13 protein-coding genes, 2 tRNA genes and 1 pseudogene are annotated in these 14,944 nt (G+C 72.8%); 4 read left to right on the top strand and 12 right to left on the bottom strand.

Going from position 1 to position 14,944, the window contains the following annotated elements:
* Nucleotides 1-169 precede the first annotated feature (169 nt).
* Together BKE41_RS31155 and BKE41_RS31150 are read right to left on the bottom strand one after the other, a co-directional pair.
* Nucleotides 170-301 (bottom strand) — tRNA-OTHER (locus BKE41_RS31155).
* Nucleotides 302-368: transfer RNA gene (locus BKE41_RS31150), tRNA-Ser, on the bottom strand.
* A 603-nt stretch (nucleotides 369-971) separates the two neighbouring features.
* Between BKE41_RS31150 and BKE41_RS10365 the strand changes: the two genes are divergently transcribed.
* A complete protein-coding gene (locus BKE41_RS10365) occupies nucleotides 972-1,265 on the top strand; it encodes a helix-turn-helix transcriptional regulator (RefSeq protein WP_012318786.1) in 294 nt (97 codons plus the stop codon).
* 25 nt (nucleotides 1,266-1,290) lie between these two features.
* Here BKE41_RS10365 and BKE41_RS10360 read toward each other — a convergent pair whose 3' ends face one another.
* From BKE41_RS10360 to ileS, 7 genes are all read right to left on the bottom strand, one after another.
* On the bottom strand, nucleotides 1,291-2,064 hold the full coding sequence (locus BKE41_RS10360) for a ferredoxin--NADP reductase (RefSeq protein ID WP_012318785.1): 774 nt from the start codon (nucleotides 2,062-2,064) through the stop codon (nucleotides 1,291-1,293).
* A 316-nt stretch (nucleotides 2,065-2,380) separates the two neighbouring features.
* A complete protein-coding gene (locus tag BKE41_RS10355) occupies nucleotides 2,381-3,331 on the bottom strand; it encodes a ring-cleaving dioxygenase (protein WP_070999311.1) in 951 nt (316 codons plus the stop codon).
* 246 nt (nucleotides 3,332-3,577) lie between these two features.
* Nucleotides 3,578-4,873, bottom strand: a complete 1,296-nt coding sequence (locus tag BKE41_RS10350) for a pitrilysin family protein (RefSeq protein ID WP_012318783.1) — start codon at nucleotides 4,871-4,873, stop codon at nucleotides 3,578-3,580.
* 106 nt (nucleotides 4,874-4,979) lie between these two features.
* Entirely contained in the window at nucleotides 4,980-6,389 is a 1,410-nt protein-coding gene (locus BKE41_RS10345) for a pitrilysin family protein (protein WP_012318782.1), read from the bottom strand.
* A 159-nt stretch (nucleotides 6,390-6,548) separates the two neighbouring features.
* On the bottom strand, nucleotides 6,549-7,211 hold the full coding sequence (locus BKE41_RS10340) for a hypothetical protein (protein WP_029360955.1): 663 nt from the start codon (nucleotides 7,209-7,211) through the stop codon (nucleotides 6,549-6,551).
* 160 nt (nucleotides 7,212-7,371) lie between these two features.
* Nucleotides 7,372-7,863: a signal peptidase II gene (gene lspA / locus BKE41_RS10335; protein WP_071000671.1), complete on the bottom strand. Its 492-nt coding sequence runs from the start codon at nucleotides 7,861-7,863 to the stop codon at nucleotides 7,372-7,374.
* Between the two features lie 68 nt (nucleotides 7,864-7,931).
* On the bottom strand, nucleotides 7,932-10,898 hold the full coding sequence (gene ileS, locus BKE41_RS10330) for an isoleucine--tRNA ligase (protein WP_107088329.1): 2,967 nt from the start codon (nucleotides 10,896-10,898) through the stop codon (nucleotides 7,932-7,934).
* A 335-nt stretch (nucleotides 10,899-11,233) separates the two neighbouring features.
* Between ileS and BKE41_RS10325 the strand changes: the two genes are divergently transcribed.
* A complete protein-coding gene (locus tag BKE41_RS10325) occupies nucleotides 11,234-11,503 on the top strand; it encodes a hypothetical protein (RefSeq protein WP_012318778.1) in 270 nt (89 codons plus the stop codon).
* 19 nt (nucleotides 11,504-11,522) lie between these two features.
* On the opposite strand, the gene BKE41_RS10320 is transcribed toward BKE41_RS10325, so the two are convergent.
* The 3 genes and pseudogenes from BKE41_RS10320 to BKE41_RS10310 form a co-directional block, all read right to left on the bottom strand.
* A complete protein-coding gene (locus tag BKE41_RS10320) occupies nucleotides 11,523-12,476 on the bottom strand; it encodes a DMT family transporter (RefSeq protein ID WP_012318777.1) in 954 nt (317 codons plus the stop codon).
* A 114-nt stretch (nucleotides 12,477-12,590) separates the two neighbouring features.
* A pseudogene (locus BKE41_RS32080) lies at nucleotides 12,591-12,969 on the bottom strand (hypothetical protein).
* Between the two features lie 427 nt (nucleotides 12,970-13,396).
* A complete protein-coding gene (locus BKE41_RS10310; RefSeq protein WP_070999307.1) occupies nucleotides 13,397-14,239 on the bottom strand; it encodes an NAD(P)-dependent oxidoreductase in 843 nt (280 codons plus the stop codon).
* An 88-nt stretch (nucleotides 14,240-14,327) separates the two neighbouring features.
* On the opposite strand from BKE41_RS10310, the gene BKE41_RS10305 reads away from it, so the two are divergent.
* Both BKE41_RS10305 and BKE41_RS10300 read left to right on the top strand, forming a co-directional pair.
* Complete coding sequence (locus tag BKE41_RS10305) at nucleotides 14,328-14,549, top strand: antitoxin MazE-like protein (RefSeq protein ID WP_024830355.1); 222 nt, start codon at nucleotides 14,328-14,330, stop codon at nucleotides 14,547-14,549.
* On the top strand, nucleotides 14,546-14,872 hold the full coding sequence (locus tag BKE41_RS10300) for a type II toxin-antitoxin system PemK/MazF family toxin (protein WP_070999305.1): 327 nt from the start codon (nucleotides 14,546-14,548) through the stop codon (nucleotides 14,870-14,872). The genes BKE41_RS10305 and BKE41_RS10300 overlap by 4 nt, the downstream gene beginning before the upstream one ends.
* Nucleotides 14,873-14,944: the final 72 nt, after the last annotated feature.

The following is a 14,944-nucleotide window of genomic DNA, read 5'->3' as shown; positions in this document are numbered from 1 at the left end:
CGCGTCCCGGCGCGCGCGGTCGGGCGGGGACGCGGCCGCGGCGCGTCGTCCACCGCCGCTCGCGCGCGGCCGGTATCTCGTGTGGTCGGGGGCGGGGTTCCGTCCGGCCGGGCGCGGGCGTGGCGGCGACGAAGGGCTTGTCCGATGCTCTGCTTGAGCTACGGGCCTGACGGCCCGGCGGGACTCGCACCCGCACCCCTCGGATCCCGATAACCTTCGTCTTCCGGCCCGCGTCCGGGCGATGCGGGCGTGGGGTGAGGAACGGTGTCCGGGCGCTCTATCCGGGCTGAGCTACGGGCCTCGCGGCCCGGCGGGATTCGAACCCGCGACCTCCCTGACGTGAAGATAACCGTTCCTCTCCGGCCCGCATCGTCGGCCGGGATCCGCGCACGGTCGGCGCCCCGGTCGTCTCGCGGGGCCCTGCGGTCGTGGTGTCGGGGACGGGCATGAGCTCCGGCGACCGCGCGGCCCCCGGCGGGGATCGAACCCGCAACCTCCGCGGGACAAGCCCGCGGCGCTCTACCGATGATAACCGTCCCCTGCCGGCCCGCAGGGTCCTCGAGACGCGCTCAGCCTCTCGGGCCGAGAGCCCCGCGATACGACCGTAACGGTCGCATCAGCCCGGGACGGGCGAACGCCGCGACGTCGATGCCGTCGTGCTGTTTCATGCCATGCTCCGTCCGAACGGGGCTTCGGGTGACGCGGGCGTGTCGATGAGGCTCGGGGGGATCCGTGACAGGGATAACCGAGCGTCTCCGGCCCGCGCCGGTGAACTGCGATTGGCTGCCGGTGGCGACCGACGCGAAGGGAACCGGACTCTTCCGCCGCGGCGCGCGGGCCGCGGATACAGGGAGGGTGCGGAAACTTCAGATCACCGGCCCGGCAGGCCGATGGCGCGGTGGATACGGTCGCGCTCGGCCTGCGTCAACCGGAAACTTGATAATTCTTTCAGTTCGGGCGATCCCGGATCCATGATCACTGCCGCCCAGATCCGCGCCGGCCGCGGACTTCTCAAGTGGACGCAGGGGGTTCTCGCGAGCCGCGCCGCGGTCTCCGTCGTCACCCTGAACATGATCGAGAGCGAGCAGGTCCAGCCCCGCACCCGGACCCTCGCGGCGATCCGCGCGGTCCTCGAGGGGGCCGGCATCCGCTTCGTCGGCGACCCGCAGGAGGGCTACGGCGCGATCCTGCGCCCCGCCCCCGAGGCCGGATCCGGGGACGCGCCGGCACAGAAAAGCCCGGCGCGGCGGACCGCACCGGGCTGAAGCCGAACCGGCCTGCGCGGACGCGCTACTTCTCGACGAAGGCCTTCTCGATGACGTAGTGGGCGGCCTCGCCGTGGTTGCCCTCCTCGTAGCCGCGGGAGGACAGGAGCTCGCGGGTGTCGCGGATCATGTCGGGGCTGCCGCAGAGCATGAAGCGGTCGTTCTCGATCGACATCGGCGGCAGGCCGATATCCTCGAACAGCTTGCCCGAGACCATCAGGTCGGTGATCCGGCCGCGGTTGCGGAACGGCTCGCGGGTGACGGTCGGGTAGTAGATCAGCTGGTTCGAAATCATCTCGCCCAGGAACTCGTGGCGCGGCAGCGTCTCGGTGATGGTCTCGCCGTAGGCCAGCTCCTGCACCTGCCGGCAGCCGTGGACAAGCACGACCTTCTCGAACCGGTCGTAGGCCTCGGGATCCTTGATGATCGACAGGAACGGTGCCAGCCCGGTGCCGGTGCCCAGCAGGTACAGGTTGCGGCCCGGCAGCAGGTTGTCGAGCACCAGCGTGCCGGTGGGCTTCTTGCCGACGATGATCGGGTCGCCGACCTTCAGGTGCTGCAGCTTCGAGGTCAGCGGGCCGTCCTGGACCTTGATCGAGAAGAACTCCAGCTCCTCCTCGTAGTTGGCCGAGACCACCGAGTAGGCGCGCAGCAGCGGCCGGCCCTCGACCTCCAGGCCGATCATGGTGAACTCGCCGTTGCGGAACCGGAACGCCGGATCCCGCGTCGTGCGGAACGAGAACAGGTTGTCGGTCCAGTGGTGGACCGACAGAACGCGCTCCTCGTAGAACTTGCTCATCGACGGATCAGTCCTCGAATCCTCTGACGCTCGGCTCACGGTCCCGACGATTCGGGTCCCGTGGTGCGGGGGATCCCCGCCGCCCCGCTCGGGCGGGGGTGGATCCTCGGCAGGGAACCCGCCCGGATCCGGATGCGAACACACGCGCGCTGCTTCTTTCGCAGTTGCAGCACGCCCGTCAAGGCGCGCCGGGATCACACACGCGAAAGAAGTGAACGGCCTGGAATCGTTCGAATATTTAGCGTCTTCGCGGACGCCCCGCAGCGTCGCCCGGGACATGGGAGGGTTGCCGCCGGGCGGGCCCCGCGCCGCGCCCTCAGGCGGGGGCGCCGGGCCGGAGCGGCGTCAGCCCGGCCTCGATCTCGGCCCGGCGCGGCTCCAGGAACGGCGGCAGGGCCAGGCGCTCGCCCAGGGTCTCCAGGGGCTCGTCCGCGGTGAAGCCCGGCCCGTCGGTGGCGATCTCGAACAGGATGCCGTTGGGCTCGCGGAAATAGAGGCTGCGGAAGTAGTAGCGGTCCACCGGCCCGCTGCTCGGCACCCGCGCCGCCCTGAGCCTGTCGGCCCAGGCCTCGTACGCCCCGTCCGGGATGCGGAAGGCGACGTGGTGGACCGCGCCCGCGCCCTGGCGGGCCGGCGCGGACCGGTCGGCCAGGAGCTGGAGCTCCGCGGCCGGGCCGCTGGGTCCCATCGCGTAGACCTCCACCGGGCCGTCCCCCGTCTCGAAGGTGCGGTCCCGGCGCATGCCGAGCACCTCGGTCAGCACGGCGGCGGTGCGGGCCGGGTCCGGAACCGACAGCCGGATCGGGCCGAGGCCGCGGATCTGGTAGGCGGCCGGCACCGGCGATCCGTCCCAGGGATGCTCCGGCCCGGTCCCGCCATCGTCCACCAGGGCGAGGCGCTGGCCCTCCGGATCCTCGAAGTCGAGGGTGAGGCGCCCGTCGCGCGCGACCGGCTCGGCCTCGACGAGGCCGGCCTCGCGCAGGCGCGCGTGCCACCACGCCACCGCGCCCTCGCCCGGGACGCGCAGATGCGTGCGGGTGATGCTGCTGGAGCCCCGCCGCTCCCGGGGCGCCGGCCAGTCGAAGAAGGTGATGTCGGTGCCGGGGCTCGCCAAGCCGTCGGCGTAGAACAGGTGGTAGGCCGAGACGTCGTCCTGGTTCACCGTCTTCTTCACGAGCCGCAGCCCGAGCGTGCCCGTGTAGAAGGCGACGTTCTCCGCCGCGCGCGCGGTCACCGCGGTGAGGTGGTGAATACCGGTGAGCTGCATGTCGGTCCTGGGGTTCGCCGCGTCCGCCTCAGGTGGGGAGCGGCGGCGGCTTTGCGAGCGGCCCGCGGATCGGGAGGCCGGCACCCGTTCCTCCGGCGCAGCGCCGCGGTCGGCCTGCACCGGTCGCCGCCCGGGAGGCGCCACGCCGCTCCGGGCCGCACCCCGGAAGGGAGAAGGGGTCGCGGCGCGCCGATCGTCCCCCGGACGCGGCGGATCTTGCGGAGCCGCGTTCCCGAGCCCTGGCCCTCAGAGCCCGACCGGCCGGCCGGCGGCGACCACCAGCATCTTGCCGTCCGCGAAGGTGCGGGCGGCGGCCCGGCGGATATCCGCCTGGGTCACGGCCGACACCATCGCGTTGCGGCGGGCGATGTAGTCCATGCCCAGCTCCTCGAAGGCGATCTGCACCAGCTGGTGGGCGATCTTGGTCGAGGTGTCGAAGCCGAGCGCGTAGGAGCCGGTCAGGTAATCCTTGGCCTTCTGCAGCTCGTCGTCGTCCGGCCCGTCGGCGATCAGCCGGCCGATCTCGTCGCCGATCACCGACAGGGCCTCGCCGACGCGCTCGTTCTTGGTGGCGGTGTAGCCCCAGGTCATCGCGGCCGACCGGTGGCTGACCAGAGAGGTGCCCACCGAGTAGGCCAGCCCGCGCTTCTCGCGCACCTCCTGGAACAGGCGGGACGTGAAGGCGCCGCCGCCGAGGATGTGGTTCAGCACATAGGCCGGGATGAAGTCCGGGTCGCGCCACGGCACGCCGGCCATGCCGAACCGGATCACCGACTGGGGCACGTCGAGGTCGACGATGACGCGCTTGCCGAGATCGTGCACCTCGGTGCGCGGCACCGCCTTCAGTTCGCCGGCCTCCGGCAGGGCCCCGAAGGCGCGGTTCAGGCCCTCGGCGAGCTGCTCGGCGCCGATGGCGCCGACCGCCGCCACCTTCACCCGGCCCCGGCCGATGATGCGGGCATGCATCGCCAGCAGGTCGTCCCGGGTGATCGCCGTCACGCTCTCCACGGTGCCGGAGGACGGGCGGGCGTAGGGGTGGCCGGCGAAGGCCTCCTTGAAGAAGCGGCGGGAGGCGAGCACGCCCGGATCGTTCTGCTGGTAGCGCAGGCCGGCGATGATCTGGGCGCGGACGCGCTCGATCGCGTCGGGGTCGAGGCGCGGCTTGGCCAGCGCCAGGGCGAGGAGCGCGATGCCCTCGTCGGCGTGCTTCACCAGCATCTTCAGCGAGCCGCCGACCGCGTCGGCGCCCGCGTGGAACGACAGCTCGATCGCCCGGGCGGCGAGCCGCTCCTGGAACAGGTCGGAGGTGAGGTCGCCGGCGCCCTCGTCGAGGAGCCGCGCCAGCATCTGCGCGCAGCCGGCCTTGCCGGCCGGGTCCTGGGCGGCGCCGCCCTCGAAGGTGAAGGCCAGGGCGATCATCGGCACCACCGGCGACTCGACGTGCCACGCCTCGATGCCGGGGGCGGTCGTCACCGGCAGCGCCGTGGTCGGCGAGCTGACGGTTTGGGCGGTGGTCTCGACCAGAGTCTCGGCCAAGCTCATGGGAACCTCGTGTCTCTTTCTCGGGCGACGGCGGAGCGGGCCAGGGCTCCCGTTCGGCACGCGCCCCGTCCGGCCCCGTCACGGGCCCGGCGGGACGCACCCGGGGTTACTCGGCGGCCATCGCGACCGGGGCGTCCGGATCCTGCGCCTTGGTCAGGTAGCCGGTGACCGAGCGGGCCGGCGTCAGCCAGCGCTCGGCGGCGCCCTTGAGGCGGTCCTGCGTCACCGCCTCGATGTCGGTCGGCCAGCGGCGGACCTCCTCGATGGTCTCGCCGATCGCCAGCGCCGAGCCGTAGATGCGGGCCAGCGACGACTGGCTGTCGGAGGAGTAGACGGTCTCGGCCACGAGGCGGGTCTTGGCGCGCTCGATCGCCTCGGCGTCGAGGGCCTCCGCGGGGGCGCGGCGCAGCACCCGGTCGACGGCCTCCTCCAGCTTCTCCAGCGGCACGCCCTCGGCGGGCACCGCGTAGACGGAGAAGCGGGTGTCGTCGATCGCCGAGCCCATGTACCAGGCGCCGGCATTGACCGCGAGGCCGCTCTCCATGACCAGCTTGCGGTAGAGGTACGAGGTCGAGCCGCCGCCCAGCACCTCGGCCAGCAGCTCGAGGTCGTGGCAGCCGCCGTCGCGGGCGGTGATGCAGGAGGGGGTCAGGTAGAGCCGCTGCAGGGTCGGCTGCTCGACCTTCGGGTCGGCGACGGCGACGCGGCGCAGGGCCTTCGGCTCCGGCTCCCGCGCCCGCAGACGCTCGGGCCGGGCGCCCTGGGGCGCGACGCGGCCGTAGGTGGTCTCGGCCAAGCGCCGGACCTCGTCGGGGGTCACGTCGCCGGCCACCACCAGGATGGCGTTCTCGGGGGTGTAGAAGCGCTTGTAGTAGGCCAGCGCGTGCTCGCGGTTCAGGCCCTCGATCTCGTGCATCCAGCCGATGATCGGGATGCCGTAGGGATGGTGCACGAACAGGCCGGCCGCCATCGCCTCGGAGAGCTGGGCGGAGGGGTCGGTCTCGACCCGCATGCGCCGCTCCTCCAGCACCACGTCGCGCTCGGGGGCGACCACGGCGTCGTCGAGGACGAGGCCGCTCATGCGGTCCGCCTCGAACGCCATCATGGTGCCGAGGTGGTCGCGGGCGACCCGCTGGAAATAGGCGGTGTAGTCGTAGCTGGTGAAGGCGTTCTCCTGGCCGCCCAGGCCCGACACCGCCTTCGAGAAGGCCCCGACCGGGTGCTTCTCGGTGCCCTTGAACATCAGGTGCTCGAGGAAGTGGGCGATGCCCGACTGGCCGAGCGGATCATCGGCCGAACCGTTGCGGTACCAGATCATGTGGGTGGCGACGGGGGCCCGGTGATCGGGGACGACCACCACGTCGAGGCCGTTGTCGAGGGTGAAGGCCGTCACTTCCGGTCCGCCCGCCTCGGAACGCCCGAACGGCGCGGCCTCGCCCCGGCCGGCGCTGCCGCCGTAGGGCGAGCCCGGACGCAGCGGGAAGAGGGTGGGCGTCGCCTTCCTGAACAGGTGCATTCCGCTTTCCTTCTGCCGGCCCCGGATCGAAGCGTCCCGCGTCGGGATGCGCGCGCGGATCGGGGCCGTCCTGGTCACCGGGGCGCAAGAACCGCACCGGGACGATCGTCTCATGTTGCCACGCCGCCGCGCCGTTGCAACGGCGACACGGCGCCCCCGTCACTGCTGCGCGCGCTGACGGAGATACGCGCGGGGATCCGCCTCCTCGCGCTCGCGGCTGGCGTTGTTGATCGGGTCGCTCGACGGCGGCCGGGCCAGCTGCTTGGGCGACTGCCGGTATCCGGTCGGCGGATCCGTCAGCGTGTCGCGGCTCGGCTCGATGTCGGAGGGCTCGGCGTTGGCGCTCTTGCCCTTGAGCAGCTCGAAGGGGCTGAGCAGGCTGTCGTCGCGGTTGTTGTCGCCGGGCTTGCGCTCGGCGGTGGTCGTCAGGCCCGCCCCGGCGCGGCGGCCCCCGCGCATCTCCTCCACGGAGAGCGTCGCGTTGTTGTCGTCGTAGCGGCCCTGGGCCTGGGAGCCCTTGGGGTTGCGCCGCTCCACGGCGGCGCGCTCGCGCTCGACGATCTCGGGATCCTTCGGCCAGGCGGTGCTGGTGGAGCGCGCCCGCGGCTGGGGCAGGGCCTTGCCGTCGATCTTGGGCGGCATCACCAGCGGGGGCCGCTCGTGATAGTCGATCGGATCCTGGCGCTTCTCCAGGAGGCCGATGCCCGACAGGGCGTCGCGCATGAACTCGCCGCGCTCCTGCGCGTGCGCGGGGCCGACGCAGAGCGGAGCCAAGGCCACCGCGGCGGAGAGGAGGGGACGAAGCCTGCGATGCCCGGTCATGCTGCCTCACGGGTTCCGGACGGGGGGTCCGGCTCTGGGATGACCGCGGCGCGGCCCGATCCGACGGGTCCCGGCCTGAGGCCGGTTTCCGGCGATCGTATGGCGCCTTGACCGCGTCGCGCCAGGAGGGCGGTGCAGCCGTACCTGTGTGTTGCAGGGATCACAGGCGCGGCGCCGGGTCGCCCCGCGCCGGCGACGCCCGGTCCTTGCGGCCGTCCGGGGACAGGCTGTCGAGGATCAGGCCGATCACGCCCGCCACGATCGCCGCGTCGGCGACGTTGAACACGTACCAGGACCAGCCGCCGGCATGCAGGTGGACGAAGTCGAAGACGGCGCCGTAGGCGGCCCGGTCGATGGCGTTGCCGAGCGCGCCGCCGACGATCAGCCCGAGGGCGATGCCGAGGAGCCGCGACGTGGCCCGGCGCATCCAGATCCCGAGGCCGAGGGCGGCGGCCAGCGACAGGGCCACGAGGAGCCAGCGGCCGATCCCGCCCTCCTGCTGGAACAGCCCGTAGGAGACGCCCCGGTTCCAGACCACCACGAAGTCGGCGAAGGGCGCCAGCCGCCAGGGCTGCGTCAGCACGAGGTCGGTGCCGAAATAGAGCCCGAGCTTGGTGGCCTGGTCGAGGATCAGGGTGAGGACGAGGGCCAGGAGGCCGGCGCCCCCCGCTCCCCGCGGGCGGGGAGCAGGGGCGGCGCCGCCGACGACGTGGGAGGCCCTCACGCCGCGCTCGCCTCCGGATGCGCCGCGTCCCACTCGCGCAGGGCCTGGGCGTCGCGGGGCGTCACCTCCGGGTAGTCCGGATCGCTGCCCACGCTCGGGCTGACCCGCCAGGACCGGGCGCATTTGCGCCCCTCGGCCGGGCTCGGCACCACCGCCACGCCGCGCACCTCGTCGAGCCGGAAGGCCTCGGCCGGGCCCTCGCCCGCGACCACCGTGATGGCGGAGGTGATGCAGGTATCAGCGAAGTCGCAGCCCTCGAGCGCCGCGAGCAGCTCCGGGTCCGCCACGTAGACCGTCGGCGCCGCCTCCAGGCTCGCGCCGATGCGCTTGGCCGCGCGCTCGATCTCCAGGGCGCCGGTGACCACCCGCCGGACCCGCCGGATCCTGTGCCAGCGCTCCGCGAGGGCGGGGTCGAGCCAGTCCGCCGGGGTCTCCGGCAGGGTCTGGAGGTGCACCGAGCCGTCCTCGGACGGGTAGCGGTCGAGCCACGCCTCCTCGGCCGTGAAGGCCAGCACCGGGGCGAGCCAGATCGCCACGCGCCGGAAGGCCTCGTCGATCACCTGCAGCGACGCCCGGCGGCGGACCGAGGACACCGGATCGCAGTACAGGGCGTCCTTGCGCACGTCGAAGTAGAAGGACGACAGGTCGCCGGTCATGAAGCCGTTGAGCAGCGCCACCACCCGCTTGGTGTCGAACGCCGCGTAGGCCTCGCGGATCTCGCCGTCGAGCTCGGCGAGCCGGTGCAGGATCAGCCGCTCCAGCTCGGGCATGTCGGCGTAGGCCACGTCGTCGCCCGGGACCCGGTGGGCCAGCGAGCCCAGCATCCAGCGCAGGGAGTTGCGCAGCTTCCGGTAGGTCTCCGCGAAGGTCTTGATGATCTCCGGTCCGATGCGCAGGTCGTCGGTGTAGTCGGAGGCCGCGACCCAGAGGCGCAGGATGTCGGCGCCGGAATCCTTGATGACGCTCTGCGGCGCGACGACGTTGCCCTTCGACTTCGACATCTTCAGGCCCTTGCCGTCGAGCACGAAGCCGTGGGTCAGGACGATGTCGTAGGGCGCCCGGCCGCGGGTGCCGGCGGATTCGAGCAGCGAGGACTGGAACCAGCCGCGGTGCTGGTCGGAGCCCTCCAGGTACATGACCCGATCCCGGCCGCCGTCGCGGACGCGCTTCACCCCAGAGAGACCCGGGAAGGCCTCCGGATCGTCGAGCACGAAGGCGTGGGTCGAGCCGGAATCGAACCAGACGTCGAGGACGTCGGTGACCTTCTCGTAGGCGGCCGGGTCGTGGTCGGGCGCCAGGAAGCGCTGCGCGGCGTCGTCGCGGAACCACGCGTCGGCGCCCTCGGCCGCGAAGGCGTCGCGGATGCGGGCGTTGACCCGCTCGTCCCTCAGGATCTCGGCGGTCTCGCGGTGGACGAAGACGGTGATCGGCACGCCCCAGGCGCGCTGGCGCGAGACCACCCAGTCCGGCCGGTTGGCGACCATGCCGGTGATGCGGTTCTTGCCCTGGGTCGGCACCCACTGGGTGTCGTCGATGCCCTGGAGCGCGACCTCGCGGAGCGTCCGGTTGCCGAGCGAATCCACCGGCCGGTCCATGGCGATGAACCATTGCGGCGTGTTGCGGAAGATCACCGGCTTCTTGGACCGCCAGGAATGCGGGTACTGGTGGCGCAGCACCCCGCGGGCGATCAGCGCCCCGGCCTCGGTCAGCGCGGCGATGACCGCCTTGTTGGCGTCGCCCTTCTCGCCCTTGGCGGTGAGCACGCGTGTGCCGGTGAAGCCCGGGGCGGCCTCGGTGAGGACGCTGTCGGCGTCGACCGTGTACGGAATGGTCGCGTCGATGCCGCGCTCGCGCAGCAGCCGGCCGCTGGCCATCCAGAGCTCGAAATCCTCGCGGCCGTGGCTCGGCGCCGTGTGGACGAAGCCCGTGCCGGACTCGTCGGTGACGTGGTCGCCGTCGAGCATCGGCACGGCGAAACCGTAGCCGAGCTTCGCCAGCGGGTGGTCCAGGGTCAGGCCCGCGAGCGTCGACGGGCTCACGTCGGCCACGCGCGCGAACGCCTCGACCCGGGCGGCCTTGAACACGGTCGCGGCCAAGCTGTCGGCGAGCACGTAGGTCTGGCCGGGGGTCGCCCAGTTGTCGGCCGGCGCCTCCGTGACCCGGTACAGGCCGTAGGCGATTTTTTTGGAGTAGGCGACCGCGCGGTTGCCGGGGATCGTCCAGGGCGTGGTCGTCCAGATCACCACCCGGGCCGCCGCGAGGTCGCCCTCGGCGCCGGACCGGATCGGGAAGGCCACGAACACCGTGTCGCTGACGTGCTCCTCGTACTCGACCTCCGCCTCGGCGAGCGCGGTCTTCTCGACCACCGACCACATCACGGGCTTGGAGCCGCGGTAGAGCTGGCCGCTCATCGAGAACTTCATCAGCTCGTCGGCGATCACGGCCTCGGCGGGGAACGCCATGGTGGCGTAGGGATGGTCCCAGTCGCCGGTGACGCCGAGGCGCTTGAACTCCTCGCGCTGCACGTCGAGCCACTGGGCCGCGAAGGTCCGGCATTCCTGCCGGAACTCGATCACCGGCACGTCGTCCTTGTTGCGGCCCTTGGCGCGGTACTGCTCCTCGATCTTCCACTCGATCGGCAGGCCGTGGCAGTCCCAGCCGGGGACGTAGTTGGCGTCGAAGCCGAGGGCGGTCTGCGAGCGGACCACCACGTCCTTGAGGATCTTGTTGAGCGCCGTGCCGATGTGGATGTTGCCGTTGGCGTAGGGCGGGCCGTCGTGGAGCACGAATTTCGGCCGGTCGCGGCCGGCGGCGCGCAGCTTCCCGTACAGGTCCATCCGCTTCCAGCGCTCGATGAAGAGCGGCTCGCGCACCGGCAGGCCGGCGCGCATCGGGAACTCGGTCTGCGGCAGGAACAGGGTCTTGGAATAGTCGCGGGCGGGCGCGGTCTCGGGGGCGGTCATCGGATCTCGCATCGGCGGTCGGGCCGGCAGCGTCGGGCCGGCGGAATCGGGTCGGGCGGCAGGAGGATCCCGGACCTCCGCGCGGCCACGCTGGAGCGGGCCCTCAGGCGGAGGCCGGGCCGGTAATTCGGATCGGGCGGCCGGGGCCGCGCAGGGCGCGCGAAGCGTGCATGGGGCGTTCTCTACCAGCCGCCCCGGCCCGAGGCCAGCGGCAGCGCGGATCACGCGCCCGTGACCGCGGATGGGACCAATCGGCGTCTGAACCGTTGACCGACACACCCTCCGCCCGCCTCGGCGGGCGGAGCCGATTCGGACAGACATCCGGGAGTAGCCCCATGAAGAAGCTTCTGATCGCGACCCTCGCCCTCGCGCCGCTGGCCTACGCGGGCGCCGCGGAGGCCCAGGGCACGGCGCGCGGCGCCCAGCGCGGCGTCGAGGACGGCACGGCCGCGGCCGGCCCCGTGGGCGGGGTCGTCGGCGGCGCGGTCGGCGCGGCGACCGGCACGGTCGGCGGCGTGCTCGGCACCGATCCGGACCCGGCCCGCCGGGCGCGCGAGAACCGCCGCGAGGAGCGGATGGAGCGCCAGGAGCGCCTCGGCCGCTGACAGGTTCCGGCCGGTCGCCTCAGGCGGCCGGCCGCGCCTCCCGGCGGATCGTCTCCTGCGCCAGGAGGTACAGGCCCGATCCGACGACGATCATGGCGCCCGCCACGGTCCAGCGGCTCGGGACGTCGCCGAACAGCAGGAAGCCCAGCGTCACCGACCACAGCAGCTGCGTGTAGATGAACGGCGCCAGCACGTTGGCCGGGGCCCGGGCATGGGCCATCACCAGCAGCCAGTGGCCCAGCGTCCCGAACAGCGCCACCCCGAACAGCAGCGCCCAGTGGGTCAGGCTCGCCGGGCTCGTCCAGATCCAGGGCAGGAGCGGGGCCATCAGCGCGAGCCCCGCGAGCCCCGTGTAGAACATGGTCGTGGCGGTCGAGTCGTAGGCCGCGAGCTTGCGCGTGATGATCGCGTAGAAGGCGTAGACCACGACGTTGGCGACGCAGAGCAGCGCGGCCGGATGCATCCCGCCGACGCCCGGCCGCACGATCACCAGCACGCCCAGGAAGCCGACGCCGATCGCCGTGAGCCGCGCCCGCGACGACCACTCGCCGAGCAGCGGCCCGGCGAGCAGCGCCACGGTGAGCGGCGCGGCGAACTGGATCGAGATCGTCTCGGCGAGCTGCAGGTAGCGCAGGGCCAGGAAGTTGAGGGCCGTGGAGGCGAAGAGCAGCAGGGAGCGCGCGATCTGCAGCGGCAGGCGCCGGCTCTTGACCACGCCCGGCGTGCGCACCGGGTTGATGAACAGCGAGATCATGGCGACGCTGGCCGCGTAGCGCATGAAGGTGGTGACCAGGGGGTCGACGCCGGCCCGTGCCAGGGTCTTGCCGCAGGCGTCGAGGCTCGCGAAGAAGGCGACGGCCCCGCACATCAGGGCGATGCCGACGATCCGCCGGCGGCCGGCGAGCTCGGCCTCCGGATCGGCGCGCGTCGCGGCGCTGTCGTCGGGGACGGAGGTCGCGACCTGCGTGCTCATGCCTGACCAATCTCGGTAGAGGCCGAAATCCCTGCCACGCCCGGCGCCGCGCCGGTATCCGTCGGCGCGCAGGGGAACCATGCAGCCGGCACGGTCGCCCGCGCCGGCGGGGGCTCAGCGCTTCGCCGCGACCTTCTCGGCGACGGGCGCCCTCTCGGCGGAGGCCGTCTTGGTCGCGGCCTTGGCGAGCTTCGGCTTGGGCGGCGTCGCGCCGGCGATCAGGGCGGCGAGGTGCGACTGGTCGAGCCCCGCGGCGGCGCGCGCGGGCGCAGCGGGAACCGGCGCCGCCGCGGCGACCGGCGCGGGCGCCAGCGCGGCGGCCCGCTCGGCGGCGCGGCTCGATGGAGCCGGTCGCGGTGGGCTCGGCGAGGCTCGCCGTCGCGACCGCGGGGGCGGCGGACTCGCGCTGCACCCGCAGGGTCCAGTGCGCGGCGGTGGAGAGCGCGGCGATGCCGAGGATCGCCTTGATGCCGCTGGTGAGCAGGGCTCGCATGGTCGTCAGGCCCGAGAGAACGCGGTTACGCGGAACCGGATCCCCGGCCCGGACGCATCATCGCGCGGGAGCGTGAACGAAGCCGCAACGGCCCCGGCCGCCCCTGTCCCGGAACGGGGCAGGGCCCCGCGCCCGCGACAAGTCCGGCGGGCGGGATCGGGCGGGAAATCATGTGGGCCATGCGCCGGACCCGCGGTTCCTGTTCCCCGCGCTCCCGACACTCCTGCAGCGACTCGGCCCACTGAGCCTCACAGGAACGGTCCAGAGAACTGGTCCGGACCGCCCCGTCACTGCCGACCCCGCCGCCATGCAGGCCCGAGCGGGCTCGCGAAACCTTCAGGCGCATCGGCCGCTGGGGACAGCCCGTGTAGAGGGTGACAGCCGAGCCGGCAACAGAGGCGGGGCCGTTTCGGCGGCCCCGCGGCGATCAGCGCTCCGCCGCGGCCGCGGCGAAGCGCATCAGCGCGGCGATCTCGGCCGCGCCGTCCTCCGCGGCGAGGCGGCGGTAGAGCGCGGCGTAGCCGGCGAAGACCTGCCGCCCGACCGCGTCGGGACCGAGGAACCCGGCGATCTCCTCCATCTCGGGCGCCCAGCGGTGGGCCTTCGGCGCCATGTCGGGCAGGCCCCTGGCGAACCGGGCCAGCAGCGCCGGCTCGTTCTCGGCGAGTTCGGCCAGCAGCGCCTCGCCGGCGCCGGCGCGATCGGCGGCGCCGATCACGAGCGCGGCGAGCGCCGTCAGGCCCTTGTTGAGGCCGGCATAGCTCATCTTGAGGCCGGAGGCGGCGCCGACCGCGCCGGGGCAGACGCGCAGGTCGAGGCCGAGGTCGCGCAGGACCAGCGCGGGAGCCGTATCCGCGCCCGAGACGTAGACGCGCGGCCCCCGGCTGCCGGGCTGCGGCGGCAGGCCCAGGATCGCCCCGTCGAGGAACGGCGTGCCGGTGGCCGCGACGACCCCGGCGATGCGCCCGACCGTCTCCGGGCTGACGGCGTTGGCGTCGATGTAGACCGGCTTGCGCGGGGCCGCCGCCAGGGCGGGCGCGAGCCGGCGGGCGAGCGCCTCCGCGTCGGCGGGCGGCACGATCGCGAGCAGGAGGTCGGCGGCGGCGAGCTCGCCGTCCCCGGCATGCGCCATGCCGGCGGCCGCGGCCCGGGCGCGGCTCGCCGCCCCGCGCCCGTCCAGGGAGGTCAGCACGCGGGCGCCGTGCCCGGCGAGCCGGGCCCCGACGGCGCTGCCCATGGCGCCCGGGGCGATCACCGCGACGGTGGGCATGGCGAGACTCTCCAGGGCACGTGATCCCACCATAGTAGTCAGCAGGGCCGGCAGAGCCTAGGATGCCAAACGATCGGATCCCCCGCCCATGACTCAGACCAAGCCGAGGGAAGGCTCGCCGAAGAACTTGCGCTATCGCCGCGTGCCGCAACGCGACGGCATGAAGCTCATACGCCTCTGGGTGCCTGATCCGGCGAGGCCGGACTTCATCGAGGAGGCCGCCCGGCAAGCCGCAATTCTGAGGGGGGCCCCCGAGGAAGCCGAAGCTCTCGACTTCATCGAATCAGCGTTCGACTGGCCCGAACCGTGACGCGCGGTGACATCGTCACCGTCTCCCCGCCAGGGGCTTACGGCCAGCCGCGTCCTGCCGTCGTCGTGCAATCCGACTGGCTCACAGGGACCGTTAGCATCCTTGTCTGCCTCATCACGAGCACGCTCCGCGACGCACCGCTCTTCCGGCTGACCGTCGAGCCGAGCCCCGCCAACGGCTTGCGAAGCACTTCGCAGATCGTGGTTGACAAAGTTATCGCGCTGCCACGGGCGAAATGCGGTGCCCTCATCGGCCGACTTGAACGCGACACCCTCGCAGCCCTGAGCCGGATGCTCGCCATCGTGCTCGGCCTTGCCGACTGATACAGCGATCTGGTTCCGCACGCTCGATCCCGCAGGCGTGGAACGCTCCGCGGGATGACCGGACAGCAGGGC

This window comes from Methylobacterium sp. C1, from assembly GCF_001854385.1.
GTDB lineage: Bacteria > Pseudomonadota > Alphaproteobacteria > Rhizobiales > Beijerinckiaceae > Methylobacterium > Methylobacterium radiotolerans.
The sequence above is the reverse complement of the archived record's forward strand: the minus strand, read 5'-3'. Positions and strand labels throughout refer to the sequence as shown.